The organism is Synechococcus sp. H55.7, assembly GCF_047462395.1.
GTDB lineage: Bacteria > Cyanobacteriota > Cyanobacteriia > Thermostichales > Thermostichaceae > Thermostichus.
In genome coordinates this window covers 27,018-51,567 of the sequence record NZ_JANSJD010000022.1, presented here as the reverse complement: position 1 = coordinate 51,567, position 24,550 = coordinate 27,018, and the positions used below count along the sequence as shown (strand labels likewise).

Annotated in this window: 27 protein-coding genes, 1 tRNA gene and 1 pseudogene; 17 read left to right on the top strand and 12 right to left on the bottom strand. The window is 59.4% G+C overall.

The genetic code is table 11. The features are described from left to right. Positions 1–183: 183 nt before the first annotated feature. Complete coding sequence (locus tag NW851_RS11030; protein WP_414333033.1) at positions 184–636, bottom strand: cupin domain-containing protein; 453 nt, start codon at positions 634–636, stop codon at positions 184–186. A gap of 44 nt (positions 637–680) precedes the next feature. Continuing rightward, positions 681–1,460 carry a cysteine hydrolase family protein gene (locus NW851_RS11025; protein WP_414333032.1) on the bottom strand — a complete coding sequence of 260 codons (780 nt, stop codon included), beginning with the start codon at positions 1,458–1,460 and terminating at the stop codon, positions 681–683. A gap of 217 nt (positions 1,461–1,677) precedes the next feature. On the opposite strand from NW851_RS11025, the gene NW851_RS11020 reads away from it, so the two are divergent. The 8 genes from NW851_RS11020 to NW851_RS10985 all read left to right on the top strand — a co-directional run bounded on the left by NW851_RS11020 (position 1,678) and on the right by NW851_RS10985 (position 9,764). After that, complete coding sequence (locus tag NW851_RS11020) at positions 1,678–1,848, top strand: hypothetical protein (RefSeq protein ID WP_414338501.1); 171 nt, start codon at positions 1,678–1,680, stop codon at positions 1,846–1,848. Between the two features lie 2 nt (positions 1,849–1,850). Then, on the top strand, positions 1,851–2,372 hold the full coding sequence (locus tag NW851_RS11015) for a GNAT family N-acetyltransferase (protein WP_414338499.1): 522 nt from the start codon (positions 1,851–1,853) through the stop codon (positions 2,370–2,372). A 78-nt stretch (positions 2,373–2,450) separates the two neighbouring features. Beyond that, complete coding sequence (locus NW851_RS11010) at positions 2,451–2,741, top strand: 4a-hydroxytetrahydrobiopterin dehydratase (protein WP_414338497.1); 291 nt, start codon at positions 2,451–2,453, stop codon at positions 2,739–2,741. A 274-nt stretch (positions 2,742–3,015) separates the two neighbouring features. Continuing rightward, positions 3,016–3,972: an NAD(P)H-binding protein gene (locus NW851_RS11005; RefSeq protein WP_414333025.1), complete on the top strand. Its 957-nt coding sequence runs from the start codon at positions 3,016–3,018 to the stop codon at positions 3,970–3,972. 397 nt (positions 3,973–4,369) lie between these two features. Continuing rightward, positions 4,370–6,205, top strand: a complete 1,836-nt coding sequence (locus NW851_RS11000; RefSeq protein ID WP_414333023.1) for an NAD(P)H-quinone oxidoreductase subunit F — start codon at positions 4,370–4,372, stop codon at positions 6,203–6,205. A 47-nt stretch (positions 6,206–6,252) separates the two neighbouring features. Then, positions 6,253–7,746 carry an NADH-quinone oxidoreductase subunit M gene (locus NW851_RS10995; protein WP_414338494.1) on the top strand — a complete coding sequence of 498 codons (1,494 nt, stop codon included), beginning with the start codon at positions 6,253–6,255 and terminating at the stop codon, positions 7,744–7,746. Between the two features lie 123 nt (positions 7,747–7,869). After that, positions 7,870–9,180: a CO2 hydration protein gene (locus NW851_RS10990; RefSeq protein ID WP_414333019.1), complete on the top strand. Its 1,311-nt coding sequence runs from the start codon at positions 7,870–7,872 to the stop codon at positions 9,178–9,180. Between the two features lie 125 nt (positions 9,181–9,305). Next, complete coding sequence (locus NW851_RS10985; protein WP_414333017.1) at positions 9,306–9,764, top strand: fasciclin domain-containing protein; 459 nt, start codon at positions 9,306–9,308, stop codon at positions 9,762–9,764. Between the two features lie 217 nt (positions 9,765–9,981). Here the strand turns inward: NW851_RS10985 and NW851_RS10980 are convergent. After that, positions 9,982–10,054, bottom strand: a tRNA-Ala gene (locus NW851_RS10980). Between the two features lie 233 nt (positions 10,055–10,287). On the opposite strand from NW851_RS10980, the gene sppA reads away from it, so the two are divergent. The 4 genes from sppA to pheA all read left to right on the top strand — a co-directional run bounded on the left by sppA (position 10,288) and on the right by pheA (position 14,070). Then, positions 10,288–11,322, top strand: a complete 1,035-nt coding sequence (gene sppA, locus NW851_RS10975; protein WP_414338491.1) for a signal peptide peptidase SppA — start codon at positions 10,288–10,290, stop codon at positions 11,320–11,322. 39 nt (positions 11,323–11,361) lie between these two features. Continuing rightward, positions 11,362–12,618 carry an alanine racemase gene (gene alr / locus NW851_RS10970; RefSeq protein ID WP_414338488.1) on the top strand — a complete coding sequence of 419 codons (1,257 nt, stop codon included), beginning with the start codon at positions 11,362–11,364 and terminating at the stop codon, positions 12,616–12,618. A gap of 103 nt (positions 12,619–12,721) precedes the next feature. After that, positions 12,722–13,090, top strand: coding sequence for a late competence development ComFB family protein (locus NW851_RS10965; RefSeq protein ID WP_414333012.1), 369 nt, complete (start codon positions 12,722–12,724; stop codon positions 13,088–13,090). A gap of 8 nt (positions 13,091–13,098) precedes the next feature. Continuing rightward, positions 13,099–14,070, top strand: a complete 972-nt coding sequence (pheA, locus tag NW851_RS10960; protein WP_414333010.1) for a prephenate dehydratase — start codon at positions 13,099–13,101, stop codon at positions 14,068–14,070. Here the strand turns inward: pheA and NW851_RS10955 are convergent. Further along, positions 14,007–14,282 (bottom strand): annotated as a pseudogene (locus NW851_RS10955) (thiamine pyrophosphate-dependent enzyme); the annotation flags it as partial. The gene pheA and the pseudogene NW851_RS10955 sit on opposite strands and share 64 nt — an antisense overlap. 116 nt (positions 14,283–14,398) lie before the next feature. Here NW851_RS10955 and NW851_RS10950 point away from each other — a divergent pair. Both NW851_RS10950 and NW851_RS10945 read left to right on the top strand, forming a co-directional pair. Next, the gene (locus NW851_RS10950) at positions 14,399–15,451 is read left to right on the top strand and encodes a dipeptide epimerase (RefSeq protein ID WP_414338484.1); all 1,053 of its coding nucleotides are present in this window, start codon (positions 14,399–14,401) and stop codon (positions 15,449–15,451) included. Then, complete coding sequence (locus NW851_RS10945) at positions 15,451–16,512, top strand: DUF1611 domain-containing protein (protein ID WP_414338481.1); 1,062 nt, start codon at positions 15,451–15,453, stop codon at positions 16,510–16,512. Before NW851_RS10950 ends, NW851_RS10945 begins: the two co-directional genes overlap by 1 nt. A gap of 83 nt (positions 16,513–16,595) precedes the next feature. Here NW851_RS10945 and NW851_RS10940 read toward each other — a convergent pair whose 3' ends face one another. The 4 genes from NW851_RS10940 to NW851_RS10925 all read right to left on the bottom strand — a co-directional run bounded on the left by NW851_RS10940 (position 16,596) and on the right by NW851_RS10925 (position 19,254). Further along, the gene (locus tag NW851_RS10940) at positions 16,596–16,964 is read right to left on the bottom strand and encodes a YccF domain-containing protein (RefSeq protein WP_414333005.1); all 369 of its coding nucleotides are present in this window, start codon (positions 16,962–16,964) and stop codon (positions 16,596–16,598) included. Between the two features lie 161 nt (positions 16,965–17,125). After that, entirely contained in the window at positions 17,126–18,385 is a 1,260-nt protein-coding gene (locus NW851_RS10935) for an MDR family MFS transporter (RefSeq protein WP_414338477.1), read from the bottom strand. An 81-nt stretch (positions 18,386–18,466) separates the two neighbouring features. Next, positions 18,467–18,604 (bottom strand): hypothetical protein, encoded by a 138-nt coding sequence (locus NW851_RS10930; RefSeq protein WP_414338475.1) that lies wholly within the window; start codon positions 18,602–18,604, stop codon positions 18,467–18,469. A 356-nt stretch (positions 18,605–18,960) separates the two neighbouring features. Next, a complete protein-coding gene (locus NW851_RS10925; protein WP_414333001.1) occupies positions 18,961–19,254 on the bottom strand; it encodes a hypothetical protein in 294 nt (97 codons plus the stop codon). Between the two features lie 214 nt (positions 19,255–19,468). Here NW851_RS10925 and NW851_RS10920 point away from each other — a divergent pair, with 214 nt between their 5' ends. The 3 genes from NW851_RS10920 (at position 19,469) to NW851_RS10910 (ending at position 21,596) form a co-directional block, all read left to right on the top strand. After that, entirely contained in the window at positions 19,469–19,711 is a 243-nt protein-coding gene (locus tag NW851_RS10920) for a Ycf34 family protein (protein WP_011434378.1), read from the top strand. A 142-nt stretch (positions 19,712–19,853) separates the two neighbouring features. Beyond that, a complete protein-coding gene (gene hemF / locus NW851_RS10915) occupies positions 19,854–20,867 on the top strand; it encodes an oxygen-dependent coproporphyrinogen oxidase (protein WP_414333037.1) in 1,014 nt (337 codons plus the stop codon). A gap of 24 nt (positions 20,868–20,891) precedes the next feature. Next, positions 20,892–21,596 (top strand): alpha/beta hydrolase, encoded by a 705-nt coding sequence (locus NW851_RS10910; protein WP_414333000.1) that lies wholly within the window; start codon positions 20,892–20,894, stop codon positions 21,594–21,596. A 1-nt stretch (position 21,597) separates the two neighbouring features. Here the strand turns inward: NW851_RS10910 and NW851_RS10905 are convergent, their stop codons facing one another. The 4 genes from NW851_RS10905 to thrC all read right to left on the bottom strand — a co-directional run bounded on the left by NW851_RS10905 (position 21,598) and on the right by thrC (position 24,473). Then, complete coding sequence (locus NW851_RS10905) at positions 21,598–22,185, bottom strand: DNA-3-methyladenine glycosylase (RefSeq protein ID WP_414332999.1); 588 nt, start codon at positions 22,183–22,185, stop codon at positions 21,598–21,600. Between the two features lie 17 nt (positions 22,186–22,202). After that, positions 22,203–22,478, bottom strand: a complete 276-nt coding sequence (locus tag NW851_RS10900; RefSeq protein ID WP_414332997.1) for a ubiquitin-like small modifier protein 1 — start codon at positions 22,476–22,478, stop codon at positions 22,203–22,205. A 36-nt stretch (positions 22,479–22,514) separates the two neighbouring features. Continuing rightward, positions 22,515–23,039 carry a fasciclin domain-containing protein gene (locus NW851_RS10895; RefSeq protein WP_414332996.1) on the bottom strand — a complete coding sequence of 175 codons (525 nt, stop codon included), beginning with the start codon at positions 23,037–23,039 and terminating at the stop codon, positions 22,515–22,517. A gap of 93 nt (positions 23,040–23,132) precedes the next feature. Then, entirely contained in the window at positions 23,133–24,473 is a 1,341-nt protein-coding gene (gene thrC, locus NW851_RS10890; RefSeq protein WP_414338469.1) for a threonine synthase, read from the bottom strand. Positions 24,474–24,550 lie beyond the last annotated feature (77 nt).

Here is a 24,550-nt window from a genome sequence, read left to right as displayed (position 1 = left end):
ATACATCCAGAATCAGTCAGAGGGTGCTATCCATCCCCACCGTATAGACGGTGGGGAATTCCGCACCTTACGTTAAAGCCCAAAATCCCTTGCCTTGGGAGGGAAGCTTGGCTCCAAGGGGATAGACAGAAGGGGTAAGAACCGCTGTTGGAATAGGCCCAAGTCTCCAGGAGTACTTGAGGCTCAAGCCCTTCTCCAGCCCCCAGATAAAACTGCCAGATCCTCTTCGTCCAAGTCAGCAGGGATCCCAGATCGGATCAGCTCGGCAAAATCTTCGTTGGGCACCATCATACAGAGGGCGTAGAGACGGCCAGGGCCGGTGTTGTGGATTTCGTGGACACCGGTCGGCGGCACCAGGATGCTGTCTCCGGTTTTGATGGGGGCCGCTTTCCCATCGCAAATAGCTAAACCTTCCCCCTTGAGCACGAAAAACATTTCCACAGCCATTTGATGGCGATTGGGGGGCGTTCTGCCTCCCTCATCGAAAATCTCGACACAGAACGTTAGCGAGACTTGAGCATGAGAAGGATCGAACACAATGGCCAGACGATTGGTGTCGTGGGGGCTGATGCGATAGGCCTGATAATCGGCAGGAGTTTTGACGATTGGGATCACACAGCGGGAGAGCGTTTGCATCGGGATCCTCCGCTCAAGAGATAGTGGGTGGAAAGTGGCAAGCGCTAAGAGGGGAGAGCTGCCAGCAAATCAGCAGAGGAAGCAACAAAGCCAAAGCACTGCTTGACGTTGTAAAGGGTGGCCAGCAGACAGTACTCAGGAGAGGTGGTGGCGGCGCAGTCTTCCAGCAAAATACAGTCGTAGCCGAGGAAATTGGCGTCTTGCAGCGTGGTCATAACACACTGATCGATGTTCACGCCGGCAAAAAAGAGGGTAGTACGTCCGAGATTTTTGAGAATGCTGTCGAGAGGAGTGTCCCAAAAGCCGCTCATGCGGAACTTATCCACCCAGATATCCTCGGGTTTGACTTCCAATTCCTCCACCACAGCCGCGCCCCAACTGCCACGGGTGAGAACCAAAGACCTATTTTTGGGCAAGGGATCCCCCAGCCCTACCCCCTCTCCGGTGGGATTGTAGACGTGTCGCAGGCCGGCGCTGATGTTGAGCAGGTCGGGCCGATTGCCCCAGTTGACCCACACGATCGGCACCTGGGCCTGCCGCAGGCGGGGCAATAGAGTTTTCAGGGGGCCAATGGGAGCTCGCGCCGGTGTAACATCGACGCCAATGCTGGCCAGCCACCCGTCGGGGTGGCAAAAGTCGTTTTGCATGTCAATGACCAGCAGCGCCGCTTTGGCCAGATCCAGGCGCAGGGTTTTGCTGGAGGTAGGCAGCAGGATGGGCCGAGGCTCCAAAGGCGGACGGGTGATGTCGGCCATTGCGGCGTTCACAGCCCAGGCGTTGGGAGGGATCCCCAAAGTCTTTAAGGGGCGGCTTGGGGGGCTCATCGGCTCTCCGCTCACGGGTCAGGGCAAGTACCTACCTACCTGCGCTTAACCTTAATGCACGACGGAGCTTACTTTGGAATCATAGGCTACAGTCTCTCACCTTGTTGACGCGCGGGATCCCGCCCGGTTAGTCGATGGGGGCTGGGGAAGGTTGCCACAAGGCCGACCAGAGATCCTGCTCTGGACTATACTGTAAAGGCCAAGGTTATGTAGAAATATGAACATCCTGCGGCAATATATCTTTCCTGCTCTCATCCTGCTGGTGTTCCTGTTTACTCTGGTGGTGGTGAGCATCCGCTCGTTTCTGCCAGAAGATATGGCCCAGCCGGCCCCGGTAGAGGAAGTAACATCGATGGGTCTTGCCGATCTTTCTTCCGCGAATGCTTGAGGATGGCTGAACTGGAGATCCCTCTGCCTGCTGGTTACCGTTGGCGCATTGGCTCTGCTTGGGATCGGCCTTGGGTGCGGCGGGGATTGCAGGCCACCTTGCAGGAATCTTTCCCTGAGCAAAGCCAGTGGGATCACCTGGAAGCGACCCTGGATCGCCTCTTTGACCCCCCCCGTACTCCCTGCTGGTGGATCCTCAACGAAGCAACAGGGGAGCCGGTGGGCGGCGTGTGGGCCGGCATTTCTACTGACCAAGCCACTCATCGGCGGGTGGCCTACGTCTTTTTGCTCTGGGTGGATCCTGCCCATCGTCGGCGGGGACTGGGCAGAGCTTTGCTGCAACAGGTAGAACGCTGGGGATCCCAGCAGCGGTTGTCGGCCATCACCTTGCAGGTTTACCGCCACAATCAAGCTGCCCTTAACTTCTATAGGCAGGCCCACTTTGCTGTGCAAGGCTACTGGCTATACAAACCCCTCGGCCCTGCTGCCGCCTCCCAGGAACTGGAAGACTACGAAGTTTTGTAAAGAAGCTGGGATCTGCCCGCAGCCGCTCTTTTGATGAAAACGTGATGGAAACGATGGCATCGACTGGAGGGAAGGCCCATGTCCAGACCTGTCAAACTCAGTGAAGCCGAGATCCAGGCCAAGCTAGAGGAGCTGCCTGGCTGGTCTTTGCAGGAGGGGAAGCTGCATCGCCAGTTTCAATTTCGCTCCTTTGTGGAAGCTTTCGGCTGGATGAGCAGTGTGGCTTTGGTGGCCGAGAGCATGGGGCATCACCCCGAGTGGACCAATGTCTACAACCGCGTGCGGGTGGATCTCACCACCCACGATGCCGGAGGCATTACGGAACTGGATTTCACCTTGGCACAACGCATGAACGAGCTGGCTGGGTGAACACTCTCTCGGCAGCAGACTGAGCCGGGGATCCCTGCAAAGCTCCTTGGGTCGGGGATCCCTGTTTTGTTCATGGCTTAGAGTTGGGCCGAGTTTTGACACTCCCACTGGGGGATTCTTACGCAGTTCAAAAACAAACTCGTAAAGGCGCTGTTATTGCCAATTACGGGCTTTTCCGCCCCGCACTCCAGTTCGGGGCTACCAAGCTATCCTTCTGTGTTGGAAGCTGCCTTTGTCTGATAGACTAAGCCTAAGGTTAAGAAATGATAATTTTATGAACGTGCTGGTTGTGGGGGCAACGGGAACGCTGGGCCGTCAGGTGGTGCGGCGGGCCATCGAAGAAGGGCATCAGGTGACTTGTCTGGTGCGAAACCCGGCCAAGGCTGCTTTCTTGAGTGAATGGGGCGCCCACCTCAAGGTGGGGAACCTACTGCAGCCCAGCACGCTCCGAGCGGCGATGGAAGGCGTCGAGGCGGTGATCGACTGTGCCACGGTGCGGGTAACCGACACCCTCAGCGCCCGCCAGGTGGATTGGGATGGCAAAGTTGCTCTGATCAATGCGGCACGGGCTGCCCAAGTGGGCCACTTCGTCTTTTTCTCTATCATGGGTGCTCAGCATGAGTACCCCAATGTGCCCCTGATGAATTTCAAGCACCACATCGAGAAGTACTTGATCGGATCCCAGATGCCCTACACCATCTTTCGTCCGGCGGGCTTCATGCAGGGATTGATCGGCCAGTATGCCATCCCCATTTTGGAAGAGCAAATTGTTTGGGTAGCCAGCGAGAGCATCCCCACAGCCTACGTCGACACCTTAGATGCAGCCCGGTTTGCTGTGCGATCCCTTAGTGTCGAAGGCGCCAAGCAGCAGATCTTCCCTTTGGTGGGGCCCAAGGCCTGGACATCCCAAGAAGTCATCGCCCTGTGCGAGCAGCTCTCCGGCAAAAAAGCCAAGGTCAGCACCATGCCCTTGGGACTGCTGCGAGGAGCGCGTAAGGTGGCCCAGTTCTTTCAGTGGAGCTGGAACATTGCCGACCGGCTGGCCTTTGTCGAGGTGATTGCTGCCAAAGAACCCATGCATGCCGATATGACAGCTGTGTGCGAAACCTTGGGGATTGAACTGACCTCTCTGACCTCGCTTGAAGATTACCTGGCCGAGTATTTCCAAAAAATGTTGAAACGGATTCGCGAACTCAAGGTCAAGCAACCCAAAGTCAAGACGCCTTTCTAGGGCATTGCTCTTGATCTTCATAGCAACTTCACAATAGCAATTCCATAGCGACTTGATTGAGTAGCGGACTGGGGAGAAGAGCTGAACTGGGGCGCGCCCGTCCTGCTGGATCGGAAACAGCACCGGAAACTGGATCCACCCAACCGCGGATCCTCAGGTTTCCAAGGAGCTTGTTCCCATCTACCCTATAGAAGTAGTGAGGATAAAAAGCAAGGTGGTCACAACAACAGAGACCACCTGGCTACCCGCTCTTAAAGCATAGACTCTTACCTAGAGATCTCATCGGAAAGTTCAATTTTTATCTATCTCGGTTCTCCGCTAGGATGCTTTTTAAGATTTCTTGCAGGATCTCAGCGAGTGTTCCAGTTTGGCCAAGATCCCTGGCCGAAGGAGGATTATGAGCTTGAACGGGCTGATCACAACTGCATGGCTCATTCCCCTCTATGCCTTGGTGGCGTGGACGGGAGCGCTAATCTGGTCCCCAGGAATTACCCGGCGCACAGGACCCCGTCCGGCGGGCTATCTGAATGCGCTGCTGACTTTGCTGGCGTTCTTGCACAGTGTAGGAGCGCTGGTGGCAATTTGGGATCAGCCGTCGCAGGTGATTCGGCTGCCCTGGCTGCAGGTGGGGGATCTAGTATTGGAGCTGCCGCTGCAGGTCTCATCGCTAACGCTGGGGGCCTGCGCCGTGGTGACGGGGCTGAACCTAGCGGCTCAGGTGTACGGGTTCGGCTACATGGAAATGGACTGGGGCTGGGCGCGGTTTTTCTCCTTGCTGGGCCTATTTGAAGGGGGGATGTGCGCCCTGGCTCTGTGCGACTCTTTGTTTTTCAGCTACGTCATCTTGGAAATTTTGACTCTGGGCACCTACCTGTTGGTGGGCCTTTGGTTTAACCAGTCGCTGGTGGTAACAGGGGCGCGGGATGCTTTTCTGACCAAGCGCATTGGCGACCTGTTGCTCTTGATGGGGGTCATCGCCATCTACCCCCTGACGGGATCCTGGGAGTTTGAGGACTTGACGGCTTGGGCAAAGTCGGTGCAGGCAGGAGCTATCTCTGTGGATCCGACCTTGATCACTTTGGCGGGGCTGGGGTTGTTGGCTGGCCCGGTGGGCAAGTGTGCCCAGTTCCCCCTGCACCTGTGGCTGGATGAGGCGATGGAGGGGCCGATCCCGGCCTCGATCTTGCGCAACTCGGTGGTGGTGGGCACGGGAGCTTGGGTGTTGATTCGCCTGCAACCGCTCTATGCTCTTTCCCCAACCGTGCTGGAAGTGATGCTGGTGATCGGGGCACTGACGGCAGTGGGAGGAGCCTTCGTGGCCCTGGCCCAAATCGATGCCAAGCGGGCCTTGTCCTATCTGGTGAGCGCCTACATGGGCTTGATCTTTGTAGCGGTGGGCACAGGACACACCCAACAAGCCTACCAACTGCTGCTCACCTATGCGCCGGCGATGGCCTTGCTGGTGATGGCGCTGGGTATGGTGATCTGGAACAGCATTACCCAGGATCTGCGCTACCTGGGGGGCTTGTGGTCGCGGCGGCCTATCTCCGGCCTGTGCTTTTTGACGGGGATGGCCGGGATCATCGCCTTGCCCCCCTTCGGCTCCTTCTGGGTGTTGACGGATCTGTGGCAGCAGTTGGCGCAATCGGGGCAGGGGCTGTGGGCGGCAGTGGTGCTGGTTACCAATGCGGTGACGGCGCTGGGGCTGACGCGGGTCTTCGGCCTGGTTTGGGGGGGTAAGCCGCAGCAGATGAGCGAGCGTTCCCCAGAGGTGCATTGGCCAATGATGTTGCCCAGCACAGTCACCATGGGAGTGGCGCTGCACATGCCCATGATCCTGGCGGCGCTGGATCTCATTCCCGTCCTAGAAGGGATCCCCGTTGGAGTGATGACGGGATCCAGCTTGGCGGGCATCGCCTTGGGAGCCTGGCTGTACCTACCGCGGGAGCGGCGGCCGGTGGACTGGGCTTTCTTGGCCGACTGGCAGGATCTGCTGGCCAACGACTTCTACACTTCCAAGCTCTACCGAGCCAGTGTGGTGTTTTTGGTGCGCATCATCTCTGATGTCACGGCTTTCTTTGATCGCTACGTGGTGGACGGCTTGGTGAATTTGACCAGCTTGGCGGTGCTGGCAGGCGGCCAAGTCCTGAAATACACCACCTCCGGCCAGTTGCAGGCCTATGTGCTGACCATTGTGGTGGGGGTGGCCCTGCTGGGCTGGCTCATTCTCTAGGCTTGGGTGGTGGCAGGACGGAGTCCTTAGAAAAGAGGAAAAAGACGATGCTGAGTGCCTTGATTGTGTTGCCGATTTTGGGATCCCTGCTCCTGTTCCTGGGCTTGGGAGGGCGAAAGCTGGCGGTGGTCTTGGCCGCGATCCCGCTGGCCATTTCCCTGCTCCTATTTACCCGCTTCGACTTGCAGGCGACCGGCTTGCAGTGGGAGCAGCGGTGGGATTGGATCCCGCCAATTGGGCTGAGCTACTCCCTGGGCTTGGATGGGCTGTCTTTGTTGATGGTGGCCCTGAACGGGCTGCTCACCCTCATCGCCATTCTGACGGCGGAGCCGGAAGTGAAGCGGCCCAATCTCTTTTACGGCTGCATTCTGCTCATGAGCGGGTCGGTCAACGGGGCTTTTGCCGCTCAGAACCTGCTCTTGTTTTTCCTCTTTTACGAGCTGGTGCTGATCCCGATCTACCTGCTTATTTCCATCTGGGGCAGCCCCAAGCGGGATTACGCCGCCATCAAGTTTTTGATTTACACCGCTGTCTCTGCCATCTTCCTGTTGGGGGCGTTTTTGGCCATCTACTGGCTAGGGGATCCCCATACCTTTGAGCTGGCCGAGGTTCGCATTAGCTCTCTGGGCCCTGCTGCCCAAACCCTGACACTCTTGGCGTTGATTGTGGCTTTTGGCATCAAGATGCCGCTGGTGCCTCTCCACACCTGGCTGCCCGACGCCTACGGCGAGTCTTCGCCGCCGGTGGCGATCCTGCTGGGTGGGGTGCTCTCCAAGTTGGGCACCTATGGTCTGTTTCGCTTTGGGCTGCAGTTGTTTCCCCAAGCTTGGGCCGATCTGGGCGGGATCCTGGCCTGGTGGGGGGCCATTGCTGTGCTGTCGGGGGCTCTGGCGGCCATCGCCCAAAAAGACATCAAGCGCATGGTGGCCTACAGCTCCATTGGCCATATGGGCTATATCCTGCTGGGCATGGCGGCGGCCACACCGATTAGCCTGACGGGGGCGATGGTGCAGATGATCTCCCACGGCCTGATTTTGGCGCTGCTGTTTGATCTGGTGGGCCTGGTGGAGCGCAAGGTGGGAACGCGGGATCTGGACGTGCTCAACGGCCTGCTCAATCCCCTGCGCGGCCTGCCCACCGTGAGTGCCCTGCTGATTTTGGGCGGCATGGCCAGCGCCGGGATCCCGGGCTTGGTGGGCTTTGTGGCGGAGTTTTTGATCTTCCAGGGCAGCTACCAAGATTTTCCCTTGCCCACCTTGATCAGCATCTGCGGCACCGGCTTGACGGCGGTGTATTTTGTAATCCTGCTCAACCGCACCTGCTTCGGCAAATTGGACAACCGCACCGCCTACTACCCACGGGTGCAAGGTTGGGAGCGGATCCCGGGCTTTATCTTAACTGCCTTGATCGTCTGGTTTGGGATCCAGCCTATGAACCTGGTGAAATGGCCGCAACCGTTGGCGTTTACTCTATCCACCCAGGTGGCTCAGGCCCAAACCCTCATCCTGGCCTCAGCCGGTGACTTTGCCCATTCTCCCTAGGTCACCTTCTCTGGAGGCGACCAAAGCAATCGGAGAACTTCCAGGAAGCGTCCAAGACCGAATTGAGATCTCGACGCATAGCCTCAAGGATCCAGAGCTTTTGAAGAGTTGGAGACTTCTTCCATGACGACAACCCTCACAACCCGCAAGCTTCCCCCTTCTACCCACCCTTTTGCGGATGTAGTCCACCGCCTCGAAGCGGGGGGATCCATGCTGCCGGATACGCCGGAAAACCTGATGCAAATTATCGGCCTTTACAAAGCCTATGCGGTGCCGATGGACTTCTACTGGCGGGATCTGCTCTACATTGCCGAGCAGGTGTTTGTGGATCCCTTGCCCTTTTTTAAGTTCATCATTCCCGAAGAATACCTAAAGCTGGCCAACCACTACGCGGGAGATAATGCAGATTTGCGCATTTGGCGCGGCCCCGCCACGGCCCACCCGGAACTTCTGGAGTTCATGGAAAAAGGGGAGCTGAAGCGCAAGCTGCCGCGGATTTTGCATCACCTCTGGCATGACCGCATCAACATGGAATTTGCTGAAGAATGTATGCGGGCCATGCTCTGGCACCGGGATATGGGGGGCCTGTTGGATCCCTATATGGATTCCGAGGAATACAAACAAAATGCCGACCGCGCCATCCGCGCCTACTGTCAGGGTAATCCTCTCTTGACCGGCCTGTACAAGCTCTTTCCAGACATGTTTCTGGAACTTTGCCGCCAGGCCACCATGTATTCGGTGCTGGGCCTGTTTTGGGAAATTATGGCCCCCGTCTTTTTTGAGATGAGCGACCTCTACGACGAGGGCAAAATCACCAGCGTGCCGGAGGCAATGAACTTTTTGGTCAACGGGATCTTCGCCATTGCCGGGCGGCCCATCTACCACCGGGTGCGCATTCGCGGGGAATGGTACGATATTGTGCCCAAATCCAAGGGATTTACCTGGCTCTACGAGGCGGCTTTCCCCTACGTAGAGGCCGTGTTCTATCGCACCTCTCCCTTCCGCGGCACCAAGTCCTACAACGCCCAGGCCAACGAAGTTCCCACCAACCAGTTGGACTTCCACTACGGGATCCTCTACGCCGACAAGTTTCCGGTGGCCACTGCTGGGATCCCGCCGACGCTTTTGCACCAGGATATGTACCACTTTTTGCCCCAGTATTTGGTGGAGTATTACCGCAAGCATTGCCGCGGCGAAGATGACATGCTGATCCAGCTTGGGATCAGCTTCCAGCGCTCCATGTACAACGTTACCTCAGCCGTGATCCAGGCGGGGAGGGCAGCTTTTCTCTATCCTTTGGACGATCCCAATCCGCGGCATTTGATGATGAACCGCCGTTATTTTGAGGGACAACTCAATCGCTTCACCCGACCAGAATACGGGATCCGAGAAGCAGCCCGCCTGTCCTACATTCAGGATCAGAACTATCGCTAGCCGACTTCAAGTGCTAGGCATTGACCCTTCCCCTCCTCGATTGTGTCCAGGCTAGGTAGCTCTGCAACTGCCTGTTTCTTTGGCTTTCCTATCATCCCAACTTTCAGAAAATAAGGATCTCGGCCATGCCTGATATTGTCGATATTGCCGTTTCTGCTGAGGGTTTCTCCACCCTAGTTACAGCCGTGAAAGCGGCAAACTTGGTGGATACTCTGAAAAGCCCCGGCCCCTTTACGGTTTTCGCCCCCACGGATGCAGCTTTCGCCAAGTTGCCCCCCGGCACCATTACCACCCTGGTGCAAAACATCCCCCAACTGACCCGCATCTTGTGTTACCACGTGGTGCCCGGTCGCCTGAAAAAGGCAGATTTGGCCAAGTACCAGAGCGTGGGCTCAGTAGAGGGATCCCCCATCGATCTGTTTATCGAAGGGGATGTGTTTGAAGTGAACAATGCCACCGTTATCCAGGCGGATATCGAAGCCGACAACGGCATCATTCACGTTATCGACACGGTGATCCTAATGCGGCCCCACTGGTTCTGGCCGATTATGAACTCTGCCTTGACTGCCTCGGCCAGAGGATAAACGGATCCATACCAAATCCTGAGTGCGGGTTGGGGAAAGTGTCCTTGTGAACACTCTCCCCAGCTAGAGGTTCTTGCTCTGCGTATCTCCTCACCTTCATAGGGTGAGGGTTTTGCCGGCAGCAATGTCGCGCTCTTTACTCCACCCGCAGATGAATCCGAAGCTTGTACTCGTCTGGCCCAATTCTCTGACTGAGGAGCTTTTCTCTATTTGAGGATGGAGCTTAGCGGACTCGAACCGCTGACCCCTTCAATGCCATTGAAGTGCTCTACCAACTGAGCTAAAGCCCCAGGTTTTCAGTTGATAGAAAAGGGAGCCCTCTCCCTTCAACTATCAACCATTCTTAGATCACCAGTGTAGCCTAAAGAAGCTGCTTGCTGGTGAAAAGTGCCAGGCACTCATCGTAGACAGGCGGTGGATGCTTGTCAAGAGCTCGGTGGATGGGTTCTGCCAGGCTCTCGGCTTGTGACCACCGGAGGAGCTTGCCGGGTGATAGAACAGAGTCAGTGACATTGAGGGGCTTGTGACAGAGGAATCCCTGCTTAACCGCATTTTGGCGGCTTCTTTGCTGGTGGTCTGCCTGATGGCGGCCATTGTTGGCGGCACACGACCTGCCTCAGAGTCGGCTCGGCTTGGCCTGGAGTCGGGGCGGGGGGCAGATCGCATCGAGGTGGTCACCCTGGAAGGAACGATAGGAGGTCCACGGGGCTCGACTTTGGTAGGCCTGCCCACCTCTCCTGTGGAACAGTTGCGGGAGGCAGTGCAAGACCGCGCCGTCAAGGCTGTATTGCTGCGCATCAACAGCCCGGGCGGGGCCGTGGGATCCAGCCAGGAACTTTACCGTGCCGTAACCGCTCTACACGAAGCCGGCAAGCCGGTGGTCGCCATCCTGGAGGACATTGCTGCCAGTGGGGGGTACTACGTGGCCAGTGCTGCCGACAAAATCTATGCCAACCCCGGCACCTTGACCGGCAGCATAGGGGTCATCATCAGCGGCCTCAGCTTTGGCAAGTTGCTGGAGAACTACGGCATCGAGCCGCAGACCTTCAAAACCGGCGAGTACAAAGACATCCTCTCTCCCTTCCGCAGCGCCACTCCTCAAGAGCAGCGCCTTCTGCAGGGCTTGGTGGAGAACACCCTTGACCAGTTCATTCGCGATGTGGCCCAAGGACGCCAGCACCTGCCAGCAAAAGGGGCAGAGCAGGTGTTGGACGCAGAGATGATCGCGCGGCGACAAAGCTTGGACGAAGAGCGAGTGCGACAGTTGGCCGATGGGCGCATCTTCACCGGGGCGCAAGCTGTGGAGGTGGGCTTGGTGGATGCTTTGGGGGGATACACCGAAGCGGTGGAGGATCTGCGGCGCATGACCGGGGATCCCTCTTTGTCGCCCGCAGGTGGGGGAGATGGCTTCCAACGGGCACTGCGACGACTGCTCAGCCAGGGATTGTCCCCGCAAAGGCAAGCTGCTTGGCTGAGCCGGCTGTTGGCCGGCGACGCGGTTGCTGGGATCCCAGACGTGCCGCTGCTGTGGATGGCGCCGGAGCGGACTTTGCGCTAAATCTAATCACGACCGGTTTGGGTGTGGGGGGGTGAAGTGGTGAATCGAGAAGCGGTTCCGCAGGCAGTGCGGAGCAATTGGGGGGATCAGGGGAGCGCCCTAAGGGAAGGATCCCAGGGGGCAGAGCAGGATGGCGCCATCGACCTGGAGCTGTCAACCAGTCGGGCTTGGGTGGAAATCGACGCGGCCCAGTTGCGGGAAAATCTGCGGCTGTTGCAGGCCCGCTTGTCGCCGGATACCGAGATCTGGGCAGTGGTCAAGGCCAACGCCTACGGGCATGGGGCCCACTTGGTGGCTCCTGTGGCCGTTGCTGCCGGCGTCAAAGGGCTGTGTGTGGCCACCCTAGCGGAAGGGATCGAGTTGCGGCAAATGGGGCTGCAGGCTCCGATTTTGGTCTTGGGAGCTTTGAACACCTGGGCGGAGCTGCAGCAGGCCATGGCAGCTCGGCTGGAGGTCAGCCTTACCCGCGCCGAGCAAATCCCCCTGATGCGCCAGGTGGCCCGCTGGGCCGGGCGACCCGTCCCGGTGCATGTCAATGTAGATACGGGCATGACTCGTTTGGGGATCCCCTGGAGCGAAGCCGCAGCCGTGTGGGGGCAGATTTGTCGGATCCCGGAGCTGGCGGGCTGTAGCCTGTTTTCCCATTTGGCGACGGCAGACGAGCCCCATTCTCCGGCCATGGAACAGCAGCACGCCCGCTTTGCCCAGGTGGTGGAACAGATTCGCCAAGCCGGGGATCCCTTGCCACCGTTGCATCTGGATAACTCCGCCGGCGCTCTGGCCCGTCTTCACTACTCCCGCGTGCGGTTGGGGTTGGTCCTCTATGGCTTGTCGCCTGCTCCCCACCTGCCGGTGCCGGGTTTACAGCCGATCTTGCGTCTCAAGGCGCGGCTGACCCACATTCAAACCGTGCCCGCCCAAACCGGCGTGAGCTACGGACATCGCTACATCACCTCTCGCCCCAGTCGCATTGCCACTCTGGCCATCGGCTATGCGGACGGGATCCCACGGCGGCTTTCCGGCTGGCTGCGAGGATGGGTGCGCGGCGGCCTGATCCAACAGGTGGGCACGATCACAATGGATCAATGTATGTGGGATGTCACCGAGAGGCCGGATATACAGGTGGGGGACGTGGTGGAGCTGCTGGGCCCCAAGCTGGCAAATATGGGTTTGTCTGTGCAGGATTGGGCTGACCAGGCGGGCACCATTGCCTACGAACTGCTGTGTGGGCTTTCTGCTCGTCTGCCGAGAGTGTTGGTCAATGGAGAGGCTGCCAGCACCAACATTGTTTGCTGAGCTGGGTACCCTAGAGGATAGGAGGTCGCTAGAGACTCCGGCTGGCCAGATCCCGCTTAAAGGGGAATTCGCCATCGGTAAGGGAAGCTACAAGGAGGCAGCCATGGAGACACGCAAACCCCTGAGGAGGCTGGAAAATCAAATGGAGCGGGCCGTCCTCGAAGCCATAAACGAGATGCTCCTCCTGGAAAGCCAGCAGCGCTACTGCTTCTGCGAGAGATTCTGTCACGATGCTGCCGCCCTGGCCTTGAACAATCTCCAGCCTCGCTACGCCACCAGTTTTCATGGCTCTCTTCACACTTTGGAAGCCATTCAAGCGGATCAGGAGTTGCAGAGGCTGATCCGGTTGGAGGTGGTGAAGGCCATGGAAAAGGTGGCGGCCAATCCCCGTTGCCCAGAACCTGACTGTCCTCTGCTGCTCGTCCAGACCGCTGACGCGACCGAGTTAGAGCTGGCCCCCAGCGACAATTGATTGCAGGAATGCCCCCGACAGTGCTACCCACTGCTGACGTGACCGTTTCCGCTTCGCCGGTGGCCTTTCTCGGCCCTGCCGGAACCTACACGGAGCTGGCTGCTTTGCTGGCCTGCCCCGAGCAGCCTCACCTGCACAGCCAGGGATCCCATCCCTTGGTGCCCTATCCGACGATCAGCGCTTGTTTGGAGGCGGTAGCTGCCGGCCAGCAACCCTGGGCGGTGGTGCCGGTGGAAAACTCGGTAGAGGGCGGCGTTTCCATGACCTTGGACGCCCTCTGGCAACTGGAGGGGCTGAGCATCCGCCAGGCGCTGATCCTACCGATTCGCCATGCCCTCATCGGACGTGCCTCGCAGTTGCAGCACATTGAGCAGGTCTATTCCCACCCGCAGGCTTTGGCCCAATGTCAGGCGTGGCTGAGAGCCCATTTGCCTCAAGCCACGCTGATCCCAACCCGCTCCACCACCGAAGAATTGGATCGCCTGCAGCAGCCCGGCGCCGCCGTCATTGCCTCAGAACGAGCTGCCACCCTCTACCAATTGCCGGTCTTGGCCTGCCCAATCAACGATCACCCCGACAATTGCACCCGCTTTTGGGTGGTGGGCCGTGGGCCGCTTTCGCCTTCAGATCGACAGGATGGGGCGCCCGCTTCCCCTGGAGGATCCCACACTTCCTTGGCCTTCAGCCTGCCCCACAATGTGCCGGGGGCGCTGCTGAAGCCGCTGCAAGTCTTTGCGGAGCGGGGCTTGAACATGTCGCGTATTGAATCGCGCCCCACCAAAAAATCGGCGGGGACTTATGTCTTTTTTGTCGATCTGGAGAATCCGGTCGGCCAGCCCTATCTGGATGCAGAGGTGATTGCGGCGCTGGAAGCGATTGCGGAAACTTTGAAGCTCTTCGGCAGCTACCCCGTGCATGACCTCTGCAAACAGGGTGGTCTATCCCAAGCAGCAGGAGCCCTGCTCTCTGAGACAGGGTAGCCTTTGAGCCCCATGCTCTCCGCCAGCTTGACGCCATACTGCTGCCACCCGATCAACCCGTAGCTGCCATCTCCAGTCACGGCCACGATGTGGCGGTCAGGATGTACCAATTTGGCGGCCAAAGCCCCCGCAATGGCGATGCCCATGGCGGCAAAGCCATTGGAGATGAGACAGGTGTTGGGTTTGTCGCAGTAGTAAAGGCGGGCCCTCCACCATAGACAGCGGACAGGGCAGGGGATAACTTTTTTTCTGAGCTAGGGGGCGGTGGGAACCGAGCTAAGCTCGAATGGAATTGCCCCTCAAAGCTTTCTCTCCTCTGGAGATGCCCATGCGGTTTTATGTTGAAGCTTTCACCGTTCACAAGCGCTATGCCCTGACCATCAGCCGAGGTACCTACAGTGAGGCTGCGCTGGCGTGGGTGCGGATCGAGGAAGAGGGGATTGAAGGGTGGGGAGAGGCTTGTCCCTTCTCGCTAGGCGACGACTGCCACCAGTCCCTGGACGATATCCTCATGGGCCTAGATGTGGCCAAAGGGATCCTGAGGCGCCACTCCCCCTGGGAGCGCCAGCAAATCGAGGCTCAGTTGCTGCAGGCCGGGATCCCGTCGGCGGCGCGGGCGGCGGTGGATATGGCTCTGCACGATTGGATGGGCAAACGACTGGAGAAGCCCCTGTGGCAGTTGTGGGGGCTGGATCGCTCCCGCATTCCGTCCACCACGTTGACCATTGGCATTTCCACCCCTCAAGCGGCCCGCCAGCGGGCCTTGGCCTGGATGGAACAGACCCAAGCGCGGGCCTTTAAGATCAAGCTGGGTAGCAACTTGGGGCTGAGGGCGGATCAGAACATGCTGATTGCTGTGCAAGAGGTGATCCCGCTGGGATCCTTGATTACAGTGGATGCCAACGGGGCTTGGACGGTGGAGCAGAGCTTGAGCATGAGCAACTGGCTGGCGGGGCAAGGGGTGAGCTACCTAGAGCAGCCTTTGGAGAGGGGGCAGGAGGCGAAGCTGATCACCCTCTGGCACGAGTCGAAGCTGCCCATCTTTGTGGATGAGAGCTGCTGCGACAGCCGCGATATTCCTGCCCTGGCGGATCGCGTCCACGGCATCAACATCAAGCTGATGAAATGTGGGGGCCTCAGCGAAGCCTGGCGCATGATCCACACGGCCAAATCTTACGGGCTGCAGGTGATGCTGGGCTGCTACAGCAACACGGCTCTGGGGAATACGGCGGCGGCCCACTTGGCCCCACTGGCGGATTATCTGGATTTGGACAGCCACCTCAATCTTGTCGAGGATCCCTTCGTCGGGGCCGTCCTGCAGGAGGGCCGTCTCATCCCCACCGACCGACCGGGCTTGGGGGTAGAGCTGCGGGAGGAGTAATGGGAAAGCCGGGATCCCTATCCAGCCAAACTCGGGTGGCCATCCTGCTCCACGGTGGCCTGCTGGGGGAGCACGGCAAAACGGGCTTGGGGCTGCTGCGATACGGGCCTTTCCCGGTGGTGGCGGTGATCGACCGGGAGCAGGCGGGGGGATCCCTGGTTCATCTGACCGGCATCGCCAAAGCCATTCCCATTGTGGCCTCGGTGGCGGAGGCGCTGGCCTACCGGCCTGAAGTGCTCGTGATCGGGATTGCCCCTTCGGGCGGCCAGTTGCCACAAGCCTGGCGGGAGGAGTTGCGCCAAGCCCTGCAAGCCGGCCTATCTCTGGTGAACGGTCTCCACACGCCTCTGGCCGAGGATCCCCAGTTGCGGCAGTGGCTGCAGCCGGGAGCCTGGATCTGGGACATTCGCCGCGAACCCCCCAACCTGTCGGTGGGAAAAGCTTTGGCCCGCACCTTGCCCTGCAAACGGGTGTTGACGGTGGGCACCGACATGAGCGTGGGCAAAATGTCCGCCAGCCTGGAGCTGCACCGGGCCAGCCTGAGACGGGGACTGCGCTCCCGCTTTTTGGCCACCGGACAAACCGGGATCCTCATCAGCGGCGAGGGGATCCCGTTGGATGCGGTGCGGGTGGACTACGCCAGCGGAGCGGTGGAGCAACTGGTGCTGCGCTCTGGCTTTGACCACGACATTTTGCACCTCGAAGGCCAGGGATCCCTGCTCAACCCCGCCTCTACAGCGACCTTGCCCCTGCTGCGGGGATCCCAGCCCACCCATTTGATCTTGGTCCACCGAGCCGGCCAGACCCATATCAAAGGGATGGACTACGTGCCCATCCCACCTTTGTCCAAGGTGATCGAGCTGTACGAACAGGTGGCCATGGCTGCTGGCGCCTTTGCCCCCGTGCCGGTGGTGGGGATTGCCCTCAATACCTTCGGCTGGGAGGAAGAAGCGGCGCTGCAGCAGATCCGCCAGGTGCAAGCCGAGACCGGACGGCCCTGTACCGATGTGGTGCGCTTTGGGGCGGATCCCTTGTTGGAGGCGATTTTGGCGGCAGGATGACCCATAGTCTGCGTCCGCCCCTACCGTCAGCTTGGCGAAGTCTTCGGAAATCAAAAGGCGAGATCCCAAGTCCACCCACTTCCTCAGCGCAGATCTCGGCCAAAGGGCAACAAGGACAAAATAATTAACTTCATGTGTTGTTTTGCAAAAGGGATCCCGACAATGGTGATGGCCAGAATCAGAGCCCAGAAGAGATGGTTAAGCACCAGCGGCCAGCCGAACAGCAATAGCCAGATAACGTTAAAGATCAGCAGCAGCGGGCTGTTGGCATCGGGATACTCCACCACTTCTTTCCCAAAAGGGGCCAGCACTGCAAACCCCAGTTTGATGCTCTGCCAGCCAAAAGGAATGCCGATGATCGTCAGGCAGAGGCTCAGTCCTCCCAAGATATAGCCCAAACCTGTCAGCAAGCCCCCGAAGATGAGCCAAATGATGTTGCCAATCAAGCTCACGATTCAGATCCTCCACCGTTGAGACCAGATTGTGGAACCAGCCCTCCTGTTCGGCATCCTCACCCAAAAAACTGGGTCTCAAGACCCATCTTTGAGGACGGATTGATCCTAACAAGCTACTGGCCAAGCCGGGCTCCCCAGATCCGCTTCTTTTCTGCGCTTTAGGGCTCCACGATCAGAGGCGCTGTGGCTCTATTCACCTGGCAGGGCAGAATGCGATTAAGAAAGTTGAGGATGCCCAAAACCATGCCGACGCTGATCACCCAAAGGACCCACAACCCGCTGGCCCACGGTTGCGGCAAGTCCAAGGCCATCCCCCCAATCATGGGGCCAACGGCAAACCCTGCCGCCCAACAGAGGGAGTTGACCGACAGATACACCCCCCGCAAGTGATCCGGCGCCAAATCCGCCACCAAAGCAGAGGCAGAGGGGTTATAGCTTACCAAGGCCAACGAGAGCACCACCAGAGCCAAGGCCGCCACCCCCAAAGCCGGCCCGGTTCCCAGCCCTGCCGCCAGGCCGCTGAGCCAAACCAGGAGAAATCCCACCCCCCACATTAGGGCGGATCCCTGCAACCCTTGGACGCGCGTGCGGCGGTTTAGCCAACGGGCCACCGGCATCTGCAGCAGAGCAATCAGAGCCCCATGTAAGGCAAACAGAATGCCGATTTGCACCTCTGGGATCCCTACCCGATTGCGGAAGTAGAGGGGCATGCTGCTGCTGAGCTGAGCGATGTAAGTGGTGAACAGGATATTCGACAGGCCAAACACCAAGAGAGAGCGATCCCCAAGGGCGGTTTTCCAACCTGCTAACACAGGCTCTGTCGCCGAACAGGTGGCCCGGGTTTCCCGGATGAAAAACCAGAGCACCGCCAAAAAGATTAGAAAAGTAACACCATCGATTACAAACAAGAGCCGATAGGCCCCCGTCAGAGCCACCAGCGTGCTGGCCATAGCCACCCCAAGGCTGAGACCCAGGCTATCCCCCAGGCGGTTGAGAGCGTAGGCTTCGTTGCGCTGCTCGCGCGTGGTTAGATCCGCTACAATCGCTTCTGCAGGCGGCCAGTATAACCCTTGCCCCAAACCTGCCGCCACGTTGGCCAAGGCAAAACTCCAGAACTCGTAGGAGAGCGCAAACCCAAAGGATCCCACGGCAGAAATAGACAGCGAGAGGATCAACGTGGAGCGGCGCCCCCAAGAACCATCGGCCATCGAGCCGCCCAGGATGCGGCCAAACACCCCGGCAAAAGCCATAACGCCCAGCCCCAAGCCCACTTGGGTGGCGGTCAGCCCTACCCGATTGACAAAAAAGAGGGTGGCATAAAACAGGGTAAAGCCGGTTCCGGTTTGGGAAAGCAGCCGACCGATGAAGATCAGCCAGACCTGAAAACTGAGCTTCGGCCACCAGGAAGGGATCCGCATAGGGGCTGTAACGGAGGACAAATTACCTAGGCTACGGGATCCCGCTTGCCGACGCCAGCGCCCGGGTAGATCAGGCCCAGCCTAATCTCCATTGCGAGAACGCCCCTCCTGCAGAGAGCCAACAGACAGGGCAATCAATTCCCCCAAATTCAAATACTCGCTCAACAGCCGCGCCAACCTGTACACTCGGTAGTCGAGCTGCGCCAAGCTATTGTCCATCACCTTCGTCACTACAGCACACCCATCTTCCTGAACTGACTTGCAGCCCTCTCCTAAGCCACCCTCAGCCGGCTCGCCTCTGCAAGCAAGGCAGCAAGACCAGCCAAGAGGTCAAACGGTACAGCTTCTTACCACGTCATCTCCCTCAGCCAAGGTAGATCCATCCCTTGCATAGATTAGGATCCTGCTTGGCTGCAGAACTCTCCTGAAGGTGGAAAAAGCTGTCAGGCCTGCCGACTCAATTATAGACAAAATCTGACGGAGTTTAAACAAGTATTAAGCAGAAAGCCCCGCTGGCCACCGAAACGGCTGGCCAACCTGCGGCATCCTTAGCGCCGGAAGGGGCCCACTGGCTGCTAGCCGACGGCCATCCGCGACTTGGCTGCCACAGCTCGCTCTTCCTCTGCCTCAGGGGGAACGGCCACAAACTCGATGTGGTTGAGCAGGGTGGTCACAAAGGCGAAGAGCAAAAAAGGCAGGGAAATGACCAAAATCAGGGCGATGGTGAGAAAGGCATAGAGGGGGCTATTCATCAGGGAGAGGGCAGCGCCCAGGCTGGCAAAGATGACAATCAACCAAATGATGATCTGGCCGTAAATATCTCCAAAGGAGAGGGTGCAGGTGAAGCGGTAGCGGGTGTGGGTGTTCATGGCAATTCCTTGGGATAGCCTGGATAGTTCGATCCTAGAGGCAGATCCAGCCTCAGCCTGAGAAGTATGTCGAGATTTTAGATGAGAGACGAGGAGATGCCTCTGTTTGCTAAGAAATATCTCAAGAGCCGGCTGAGAAAGAGGGGATCCCCTGTCTAGAAAAGGGCCGGATGCTACTCTCGAGATCGGGAACCGTCTCTTGCAGGCAGCAACCATGTGTATTTGTATTCACTGCTACTACGTAGACCGCTGCACCACCTACCATGCCGTGGAAGCGCAGCATCAGCAGCCCCACCTCACCCTGACGCCGGATTTTGAGCCGCAAGGCCCCCAGATCAATGTCAATATCCGCAACGGCGGCACGGAGATGGAATGGGATGTGGTGGGCTGCCAGAGCTTTCGCGAGGAACGGAACAAATGGGCGCGGCTCCGTCCCTACGAGGCGGTTCCCACGTAAGATCCCAGAATGGCCTGGACCTAAGCTGCGCACTGTACCGTCCAGGGGCGGTCAGAGCTCTTGGGTTCGGCTGCCCCAGCTTGAGAGGGTTTGTTGGGACTGGGGATGTTTTTGGCAAGTTGCGAGAGATAGGAAGACGATGATGCTGGCCTCAAGCCCGACAGCGCTGCCGGTGGACGCCCGCCAACAGGTGAGCCGGTTCATGCAGCGCCTACAGGATGACATCTGTGCCCGTCTGGAAGCCCTGGATGGCAAAGCCAAGTTTCGCGAAGACCGTTGGGAACGCCCTGGCGGAGGGGGTGGGCGCTCGCGGGTCATCCAGCAGGGAGACGTATTTGAGCAGGGGGGGGTCAATTTTTCCGAGGTGTTCGGATCCCATCTGCCCCCCTCGATTCTGAAACAGCGCCCAGAAGCGGCAGGGCATTCTTTCTATGCCACCGGCACTTCCATGGTGCTGCACCCCCGTAACCCTTACGTGCCGACGGTTCACCTGAACTATCGCTATTTCGAGGCGGGGCCGGTTTGGTGGTTTGGGGGCGGCATGGATCTCACCCCCTATTACCTGTTTGAGGAGGATGCGGCCCATTTTCACCGCACCATCAAGGCGGCCTGTGACCGCTTGGATCCCGCCTACTACCCGGCTTTCAAGATCTGGTGCGACCGCTACTTTTTCCTGCCCCACCGGGGTGAGGCCCGCGGCGTTGGCGGCATTTTCTTCGACTATCAGGATGAGCGCCCCGGCCTCCTTTACCGTCCTGAGGGTCAGGCAGAAGGGGATCCCGACCAGCTTGCGACTGAACCGCCACCGCTGCAAGTGCGGGTGGGATGCCGCAGTTGGGAGCACCTTTTTGAGCTGGTGCAAGCCTGTGGTGAGGCCTTTTTGCCGGCCTATGTGCCCATTGTGGAGCGGCGCCAGGGAATGGAATGGGGGGAGCAGGAGCGACAATTCCAGCTCTATCGGCGCGGGCGCTATGTGGAGTTTAACCTGGTCTACGACCGGGGCACGATCTTCGGGCTCCAGACCCAAGGCCGCACCGAGTCGATCCTGATGTCGCTGCCGCCGTTGGTGCGCTGGGAATACGGCTACGAGCCGCAGCCGGGCACCTGGGAAGCCAAGCTCTACCAGGTTCTGCGGCACCCCCAGGATTGGGCGTAGGTTCCCCGTCTGGAGGATGTCTGTGTGTCTCCCCCTTTGCCCCTCGCCTACCGCTTTCAGCCCCCCCGCCAAGCCGGCCTGGGATCCGCACCTGTGTTGGTGATGCTGCACGGGATCGGCAGCCACGAGGGGGACTTGTTCCAGTTGGCTCCCTATCTGGATCCCCGGTTTGCGGTGATCAGCTTGAGAGCCCCCATTGCTTGGGGTGTAGGCGGGTTTGCCTGGTTTGAAATGGCCTGGACGCCGGAAGGGCTGGTGGGGGATCCGCAGCAGGCACGCGATAGCCTCCAGCTCCTGAGCCGCTTTCTGGAGCAGGTGTTGCCGGATGGGCTCCCGGATCTTTCTAATCTTGCTTTGGATCCAGGCCAGGTGTATTTGCTGGGGTTTAGCCAGGGGGCGATCATGAGCCTGTATTTGGCTCTGACCCAGCCGGAGAAGCTGGCAGGGGTGGTGGCGATGAGTGGGCGCCTATCTCCAGAGATCCTGGCCGAGGCGGTGGAGCCGGAGCGGATGAAACACCTGGCCATCTTGGCGGTTCATGGCACTGCCGATGCCGTTTTGCCGATTGCTTTTGGCCGCCAGATCCGGGACTATTTCGCCCCGTTGCCGCTGAACTTCACCTATCGCGAGTACGAGATGGGCCATGAAGTTGCTCCGGAGAGCCTGCGGGATATTCAGACGTGGTTGCAAAACCGGTTGGATAGAAGAGATTCGCCAATGAAAGCGTGACCTAATAGCGCGACACCGTCGGATGATCCTTAATGTACCAGCGCCAGGGGAGCTCGGCCCCATGGGTAATGCCAATGCGGGTGGTCTGGACGATGGGCAACTGTGCTTCCCAAGCGGGGGATCCCTCTAGCCAAATGCCTTCCTGGCCGGCTTCCGCCCGCTCCAGCCGCCAGCCGTTGTGGGATCCGTCGATGCGCAACGCCTGACAGAGCAGGCCCGGCCCTGACGCCACCCGTGCAGGCTTCGAGCGCTTACTGGCCGGGATCCACTCCGGCAGGCAATCCAACTGGGCTGCCCGGATCAAAACTGCCGAGGGGATCCCTTCCGCGTCGGTGACGATGTTCAAGCAGTGGTAGAGGCCGTAGATGCGATAGACGTAGAGATGGCCCGGCGGCCCGAACATCACCTGATTGCGCCGGGTCTTGCGGCGATAGGCGTGGCAAGCCGGATCTCCGGCGGTGTAGGCTTCCGTTTCCACGATCTGGGCCCGCACCTGCAGCCCATCGGCAAATTGCCGCACCAGCACCATGCCCAGCAAAGCAGGCGCCACCAGCGGCGCCGGCTGGCTTAACCAATCCCTGGGATCCACGGCAGGCTCGGCAGGCCTCAGCCCCCGGCAACAGCAGGGACGATGCTCACCTCATCCCCATCCTGAAGAGGGGTGTCGGAGCCGTTGAGGAAACGAATATCTTCGCTGTTGACATAAAAATTGACAAAGCGGCGCAATTCCCCCTTCTCGTCGCACAGCCGCGCCTTGATGCCCGGATAGCTCTGCTCCAAGGCCTCCAGCAACTCCCGAACTGTGGATCCCTCGCAATTCACCACCTCCTGATCCCGGGTGAGTGCCCGCAGCGTGGTGGGAATCAACACCTTGACCGCCATAAGCCAATGCTTCGTCCATCGACCAACATTAGAAGACTAGGGTAGCAGCACCCCGTCAATGCCGTGAATCACCCCGTTCGAGACCGGAATATCCGCCAGGTTCACGTTGGCCCCGTTGACCCGGATGCTGCCATCGGATCCCACCTGCACCCGCAGCGGCAGCCCTGCCAAGGTGGTCAGAGTAGTCGATTGGCCGGGCCGCAGGTCAAACGAGGTAATCCGCCCCGGCACCACATGATAGGTGAGGATGCGGGTGAGCTGATCCCGGTTGGCCGGCTGCAACAACGTCTCTACGGTGCCCGGCGGCAGTTGGCCAAAAGCTACATTGGAAGGGGCAAAGATCGTAAATGGCCCCGGCCCCGCCAACGCCGTGTTCAGCCCCGCCGCCCGCAAAGCCGCCGCCAACGTCGAGTAGCTGCTGGGCAAAGTTTCCAGCTCAACGGCAATGGTGTTCAGCCCCTGGGGCCGAGCCGTGGGAGCCAAAGCAAGAGGGGTCAACACCGCTACCGCCACCGGCAGGCAGCGACGCGCAAAGTGACGGACAGAACGAAAGATAGGCATGGTGCAAAGCTCCTGAGCAAGTGGGCCTGTACCAGGGATCGTAACAGTTCTTCATTAAGACTCCGTTAAGAGCCCAGGGGGATCCCCCTCGCTTCAAACCGAGGCCTCTTGCCAGTCCAGCCGCTCCAGCGTACGGGCCCGCTCCAACGCCTGTTCAAAGCTCTCCAGCTTGGGCGAGATCAGCAGCGGATGGCCCACCTGCGCCTGTACTGCCTCCTGGGTCTTCAAGCCGTTGCCGGTAATATAGGCAACCGTAACCGCCTCAGGATCGAGCTGGCCGGCTTCGGCCAGGTGTTTGAGCACGGCGATGGTGGTGCCGCCGGCGGTCTCAGTGAAGATGCCTTCGGTCTCGGCCAGGAGCTTGATGCCAGCGATGATCTCGGGATCCGTGGCCGTCGCGATCTGGCCGCCGGTCTTGCGGGCGATCTCCAGGGCGTAGATGCCGTCGGCAGGGTTGCCGATGGCAATGGACTTGGCGATGGTATTGGGCTTAACAGGAGTAACAAAATCCCGTCCTTCGCGAAAGGCCTGGGCAATGGGTGCACAGCCCTGGGCCTGGGCGCCGTGGAAGGTAACCGGCTTCTCCGCCACCAGCCCCACCTTCACAAACTCCTGGAAACCTTTGTAAATCTTGGTGTACAGGGATCCGGACGCCAGCGGGATCACCACCTGATCCGGCAGTTGCCACCCCAGTTGCTCCACCACTTCGTAAGCCAGGGTTTTCGAGCCTTCTGCGTAGTAGGGGCGCAGGTTGATGTTGACAAAGCCCCAGCCGTAGCGATCGGCCACCTCGGCGCAGAGGCGATTGACCTGGTCGTAGTTGCCCTCCACCGCCATGACGATGGGGTTGTAGATGAGGGATCCCAGCACCTTACCCGCTTCTAAGTCCGCCGGGATGAAGATGACACAATCCAAGCCGGCGTGGGCGGCAATGGCGGCGGTGGAGTTGGCCAGATTGCCCGTGCTGGCGCAGGAAACGGTGGTAAAGCCCAGCTCCTTGGCGCGGGTTAGGGCCACCGACACCACCCGATCCTTAAAGCTGAGGGTGGGCATGTTGACGGCGTCATTTTTGATGTAGAGGTTTTTCAACCCCAACCGCCGGCCCAGCCGCTCCGCCTTCACCAGAGGCGTCATGCCGGTGCCCACATCGATGGGCCGCTCCGAAACCACCGGCAGAAAAGGCCGATAGCGCCAGATGGACAGCGGCCCGGCCTGGATGCTCTGCCGGCTGACGGCGCCCTTGAGCCAGTCGTAGTCGTAGACCACTTCCAGGGGGCCAAAACACAGGTCGCACACGTGCTTAGCCACCGGCTCGTACTCAGCCCCACATTCGCGGCAGCGCAAGCGGCTGAAGCCCACCTGGGGGTTGCGCAGGGCAGGAGCCGCCGGGGCAGCGGCAGGCACGAGCGGGCGTTGGGAAAGGGTTTGCGTCATAGGGAGCCTCAGGCAGGAGAAAGGGCTGGATCTTGTTTACCCATCGTCGGGGGCCATCTTATCACCCCCGATCTATC

Coding starts and splice junctions, on each gene's coding strand:
- NW851_RS11030 (WP_414333033.1), bottom strand. CDS start 636: ATGCAAACGCTCTCCCGCTGTGTGATCCCAATCGTCAAAACTCCTGCC.
- NW851_RS11025 (WP_414333032.1), bottom strand. CDS start 1,460: ATGAGCCCCCCAAGCCGCCCCTTAAAGACTTTGGGGATCCCTCCCAAC.
- NW851_RS11020 (WP_414338501.1), top strand. CDS start 1,678: ATGAACATCCTGCGGCAATATATCTTTCCTGCTCTCATCCTGCTGGTG.
- NW851_RS11015 (WP_414338499.1), top strand. CDS start 1,851: ATGGCTGAACTGGAGATCCCTCTGCCTGCTGGTTACCGTTGGCGCATT.
- NW851_RS11010 (WP_414338497.1), top strand. CDS start 2,451: ATGTCCAGACCTGTCAAACTCAGTGAAGCCGAGATCCAGGCCAAGCTA.
- NW851_RS11005 (WP_414333025.1), top strand. CDS start 3,016: ATGAACGTGCTGGTTGTGGGGGCAACGGGAACGCTGGGCCGTCAGGTG.
- NW851_RS11000 (WP_414333023.1), top strand. CDS start 4,370: ATGAGCTTGAACGGGCTGATCACAACTGCATGGCTCATTCCCCTCTAT.
- NW851_RS10995 (WP_414338494.1), top strand. CDS start 6,253: ATGCTGAGTGCCTTGATTGTGTTGCCGATTTTGGGATCCCTGCTCCTG.
- NW851_RS10990 (WP_414333019.1), top strand. CDS start 7,870: ATGACGACAACCCTCACAACCCGCAAGCTTCCCCCTTCTACCCACCCT.
- NW851_RS10985 (WP_414333017.1), top strand. CDS start 9,306: ATGCCTGATATTGTCGATATTGCCGTTTCTGCTGAGGGTTTCTCCACC.
- NW851_RS10965 (WP_414333012.1), top strand. CDS start 12,722: ATGGAGACACGCAAACCCCTGAGGAGGCTGGAAAATCAAATGGAGCGG.
- pheA (WP_414333010.1), top strand. CDS start 13,099: ATGCCCCCGACAGTGCTACCCACTGCTGACGTGACCGTTTCCGCTTCG.
- NW851_RS10950 (WP_414338484.1), top strand. CDS start 14,399: ATGCGGTTTTATGTTGAAGCTTTCACCGTTCACAAGCGCTATGCCCTG.
- NW851_RS10945 (WP_414338481.1), top strand. CDS start 15,451: ATGGGAAAGCCGGGATCCCTATCCAGCCAAACTCGGGTGGCCATCCTG.
- NW851_RS10935 (WP_414338477.1), bottom strand. CDS start 18,385: ATGCGGATCCCTTCCTGGTGGCCGAAGCTCAGTTTTCAGGTCTGGCTG.
- NW851_RS10930 (WP_414338475.1), bottom strand. CDS start 18,604: ATGGACAATAGCTTGGCGCAGCTCGACTACCGAGTGTACAGGTTGGCG.
- NW851_RS10925 (WP_414333001.1), bottom strand. CDS start 19,254: ATGAACACCCACACCCGCTACCGCTTCACCTGCACCCTCTCCTTTGGA.
- NW851_RS10920 (WP_011434378.1), top strand. CDS start 19,469: ATGTGTATTTGTATTCACTGCTACTACGTAGACCGCTGCACCACCTAC.
- hemF (WP_414333037.1), top strand. CDS start 19,854: ATGCTGGCCTCAAGCCCGACAGCGCTGCCGGTGGACGCCCGCCAACAG.
- NW851_RS10900 (WP_414332997.1), bottom strand. CDS start 22,478: ATGGCGGTCAAGGTGTTGATTCCCACCACGCTGCGGGCACTCACCCGG.
- NW851_RS10895 (WP_414332996.1), bottom strand. CDS start 23,039: ATGCCTATCTTTCGTTCTGTCCGTCACTTTGCGCGTCGCTGCCTGCCG.
- thrC (WP_414338469.1), bottom strand. CDS start 24,473: ATGACGCAAACCCTTTCCCAACGCCCGCTCGTGCCTGCCGCTGCCCCG.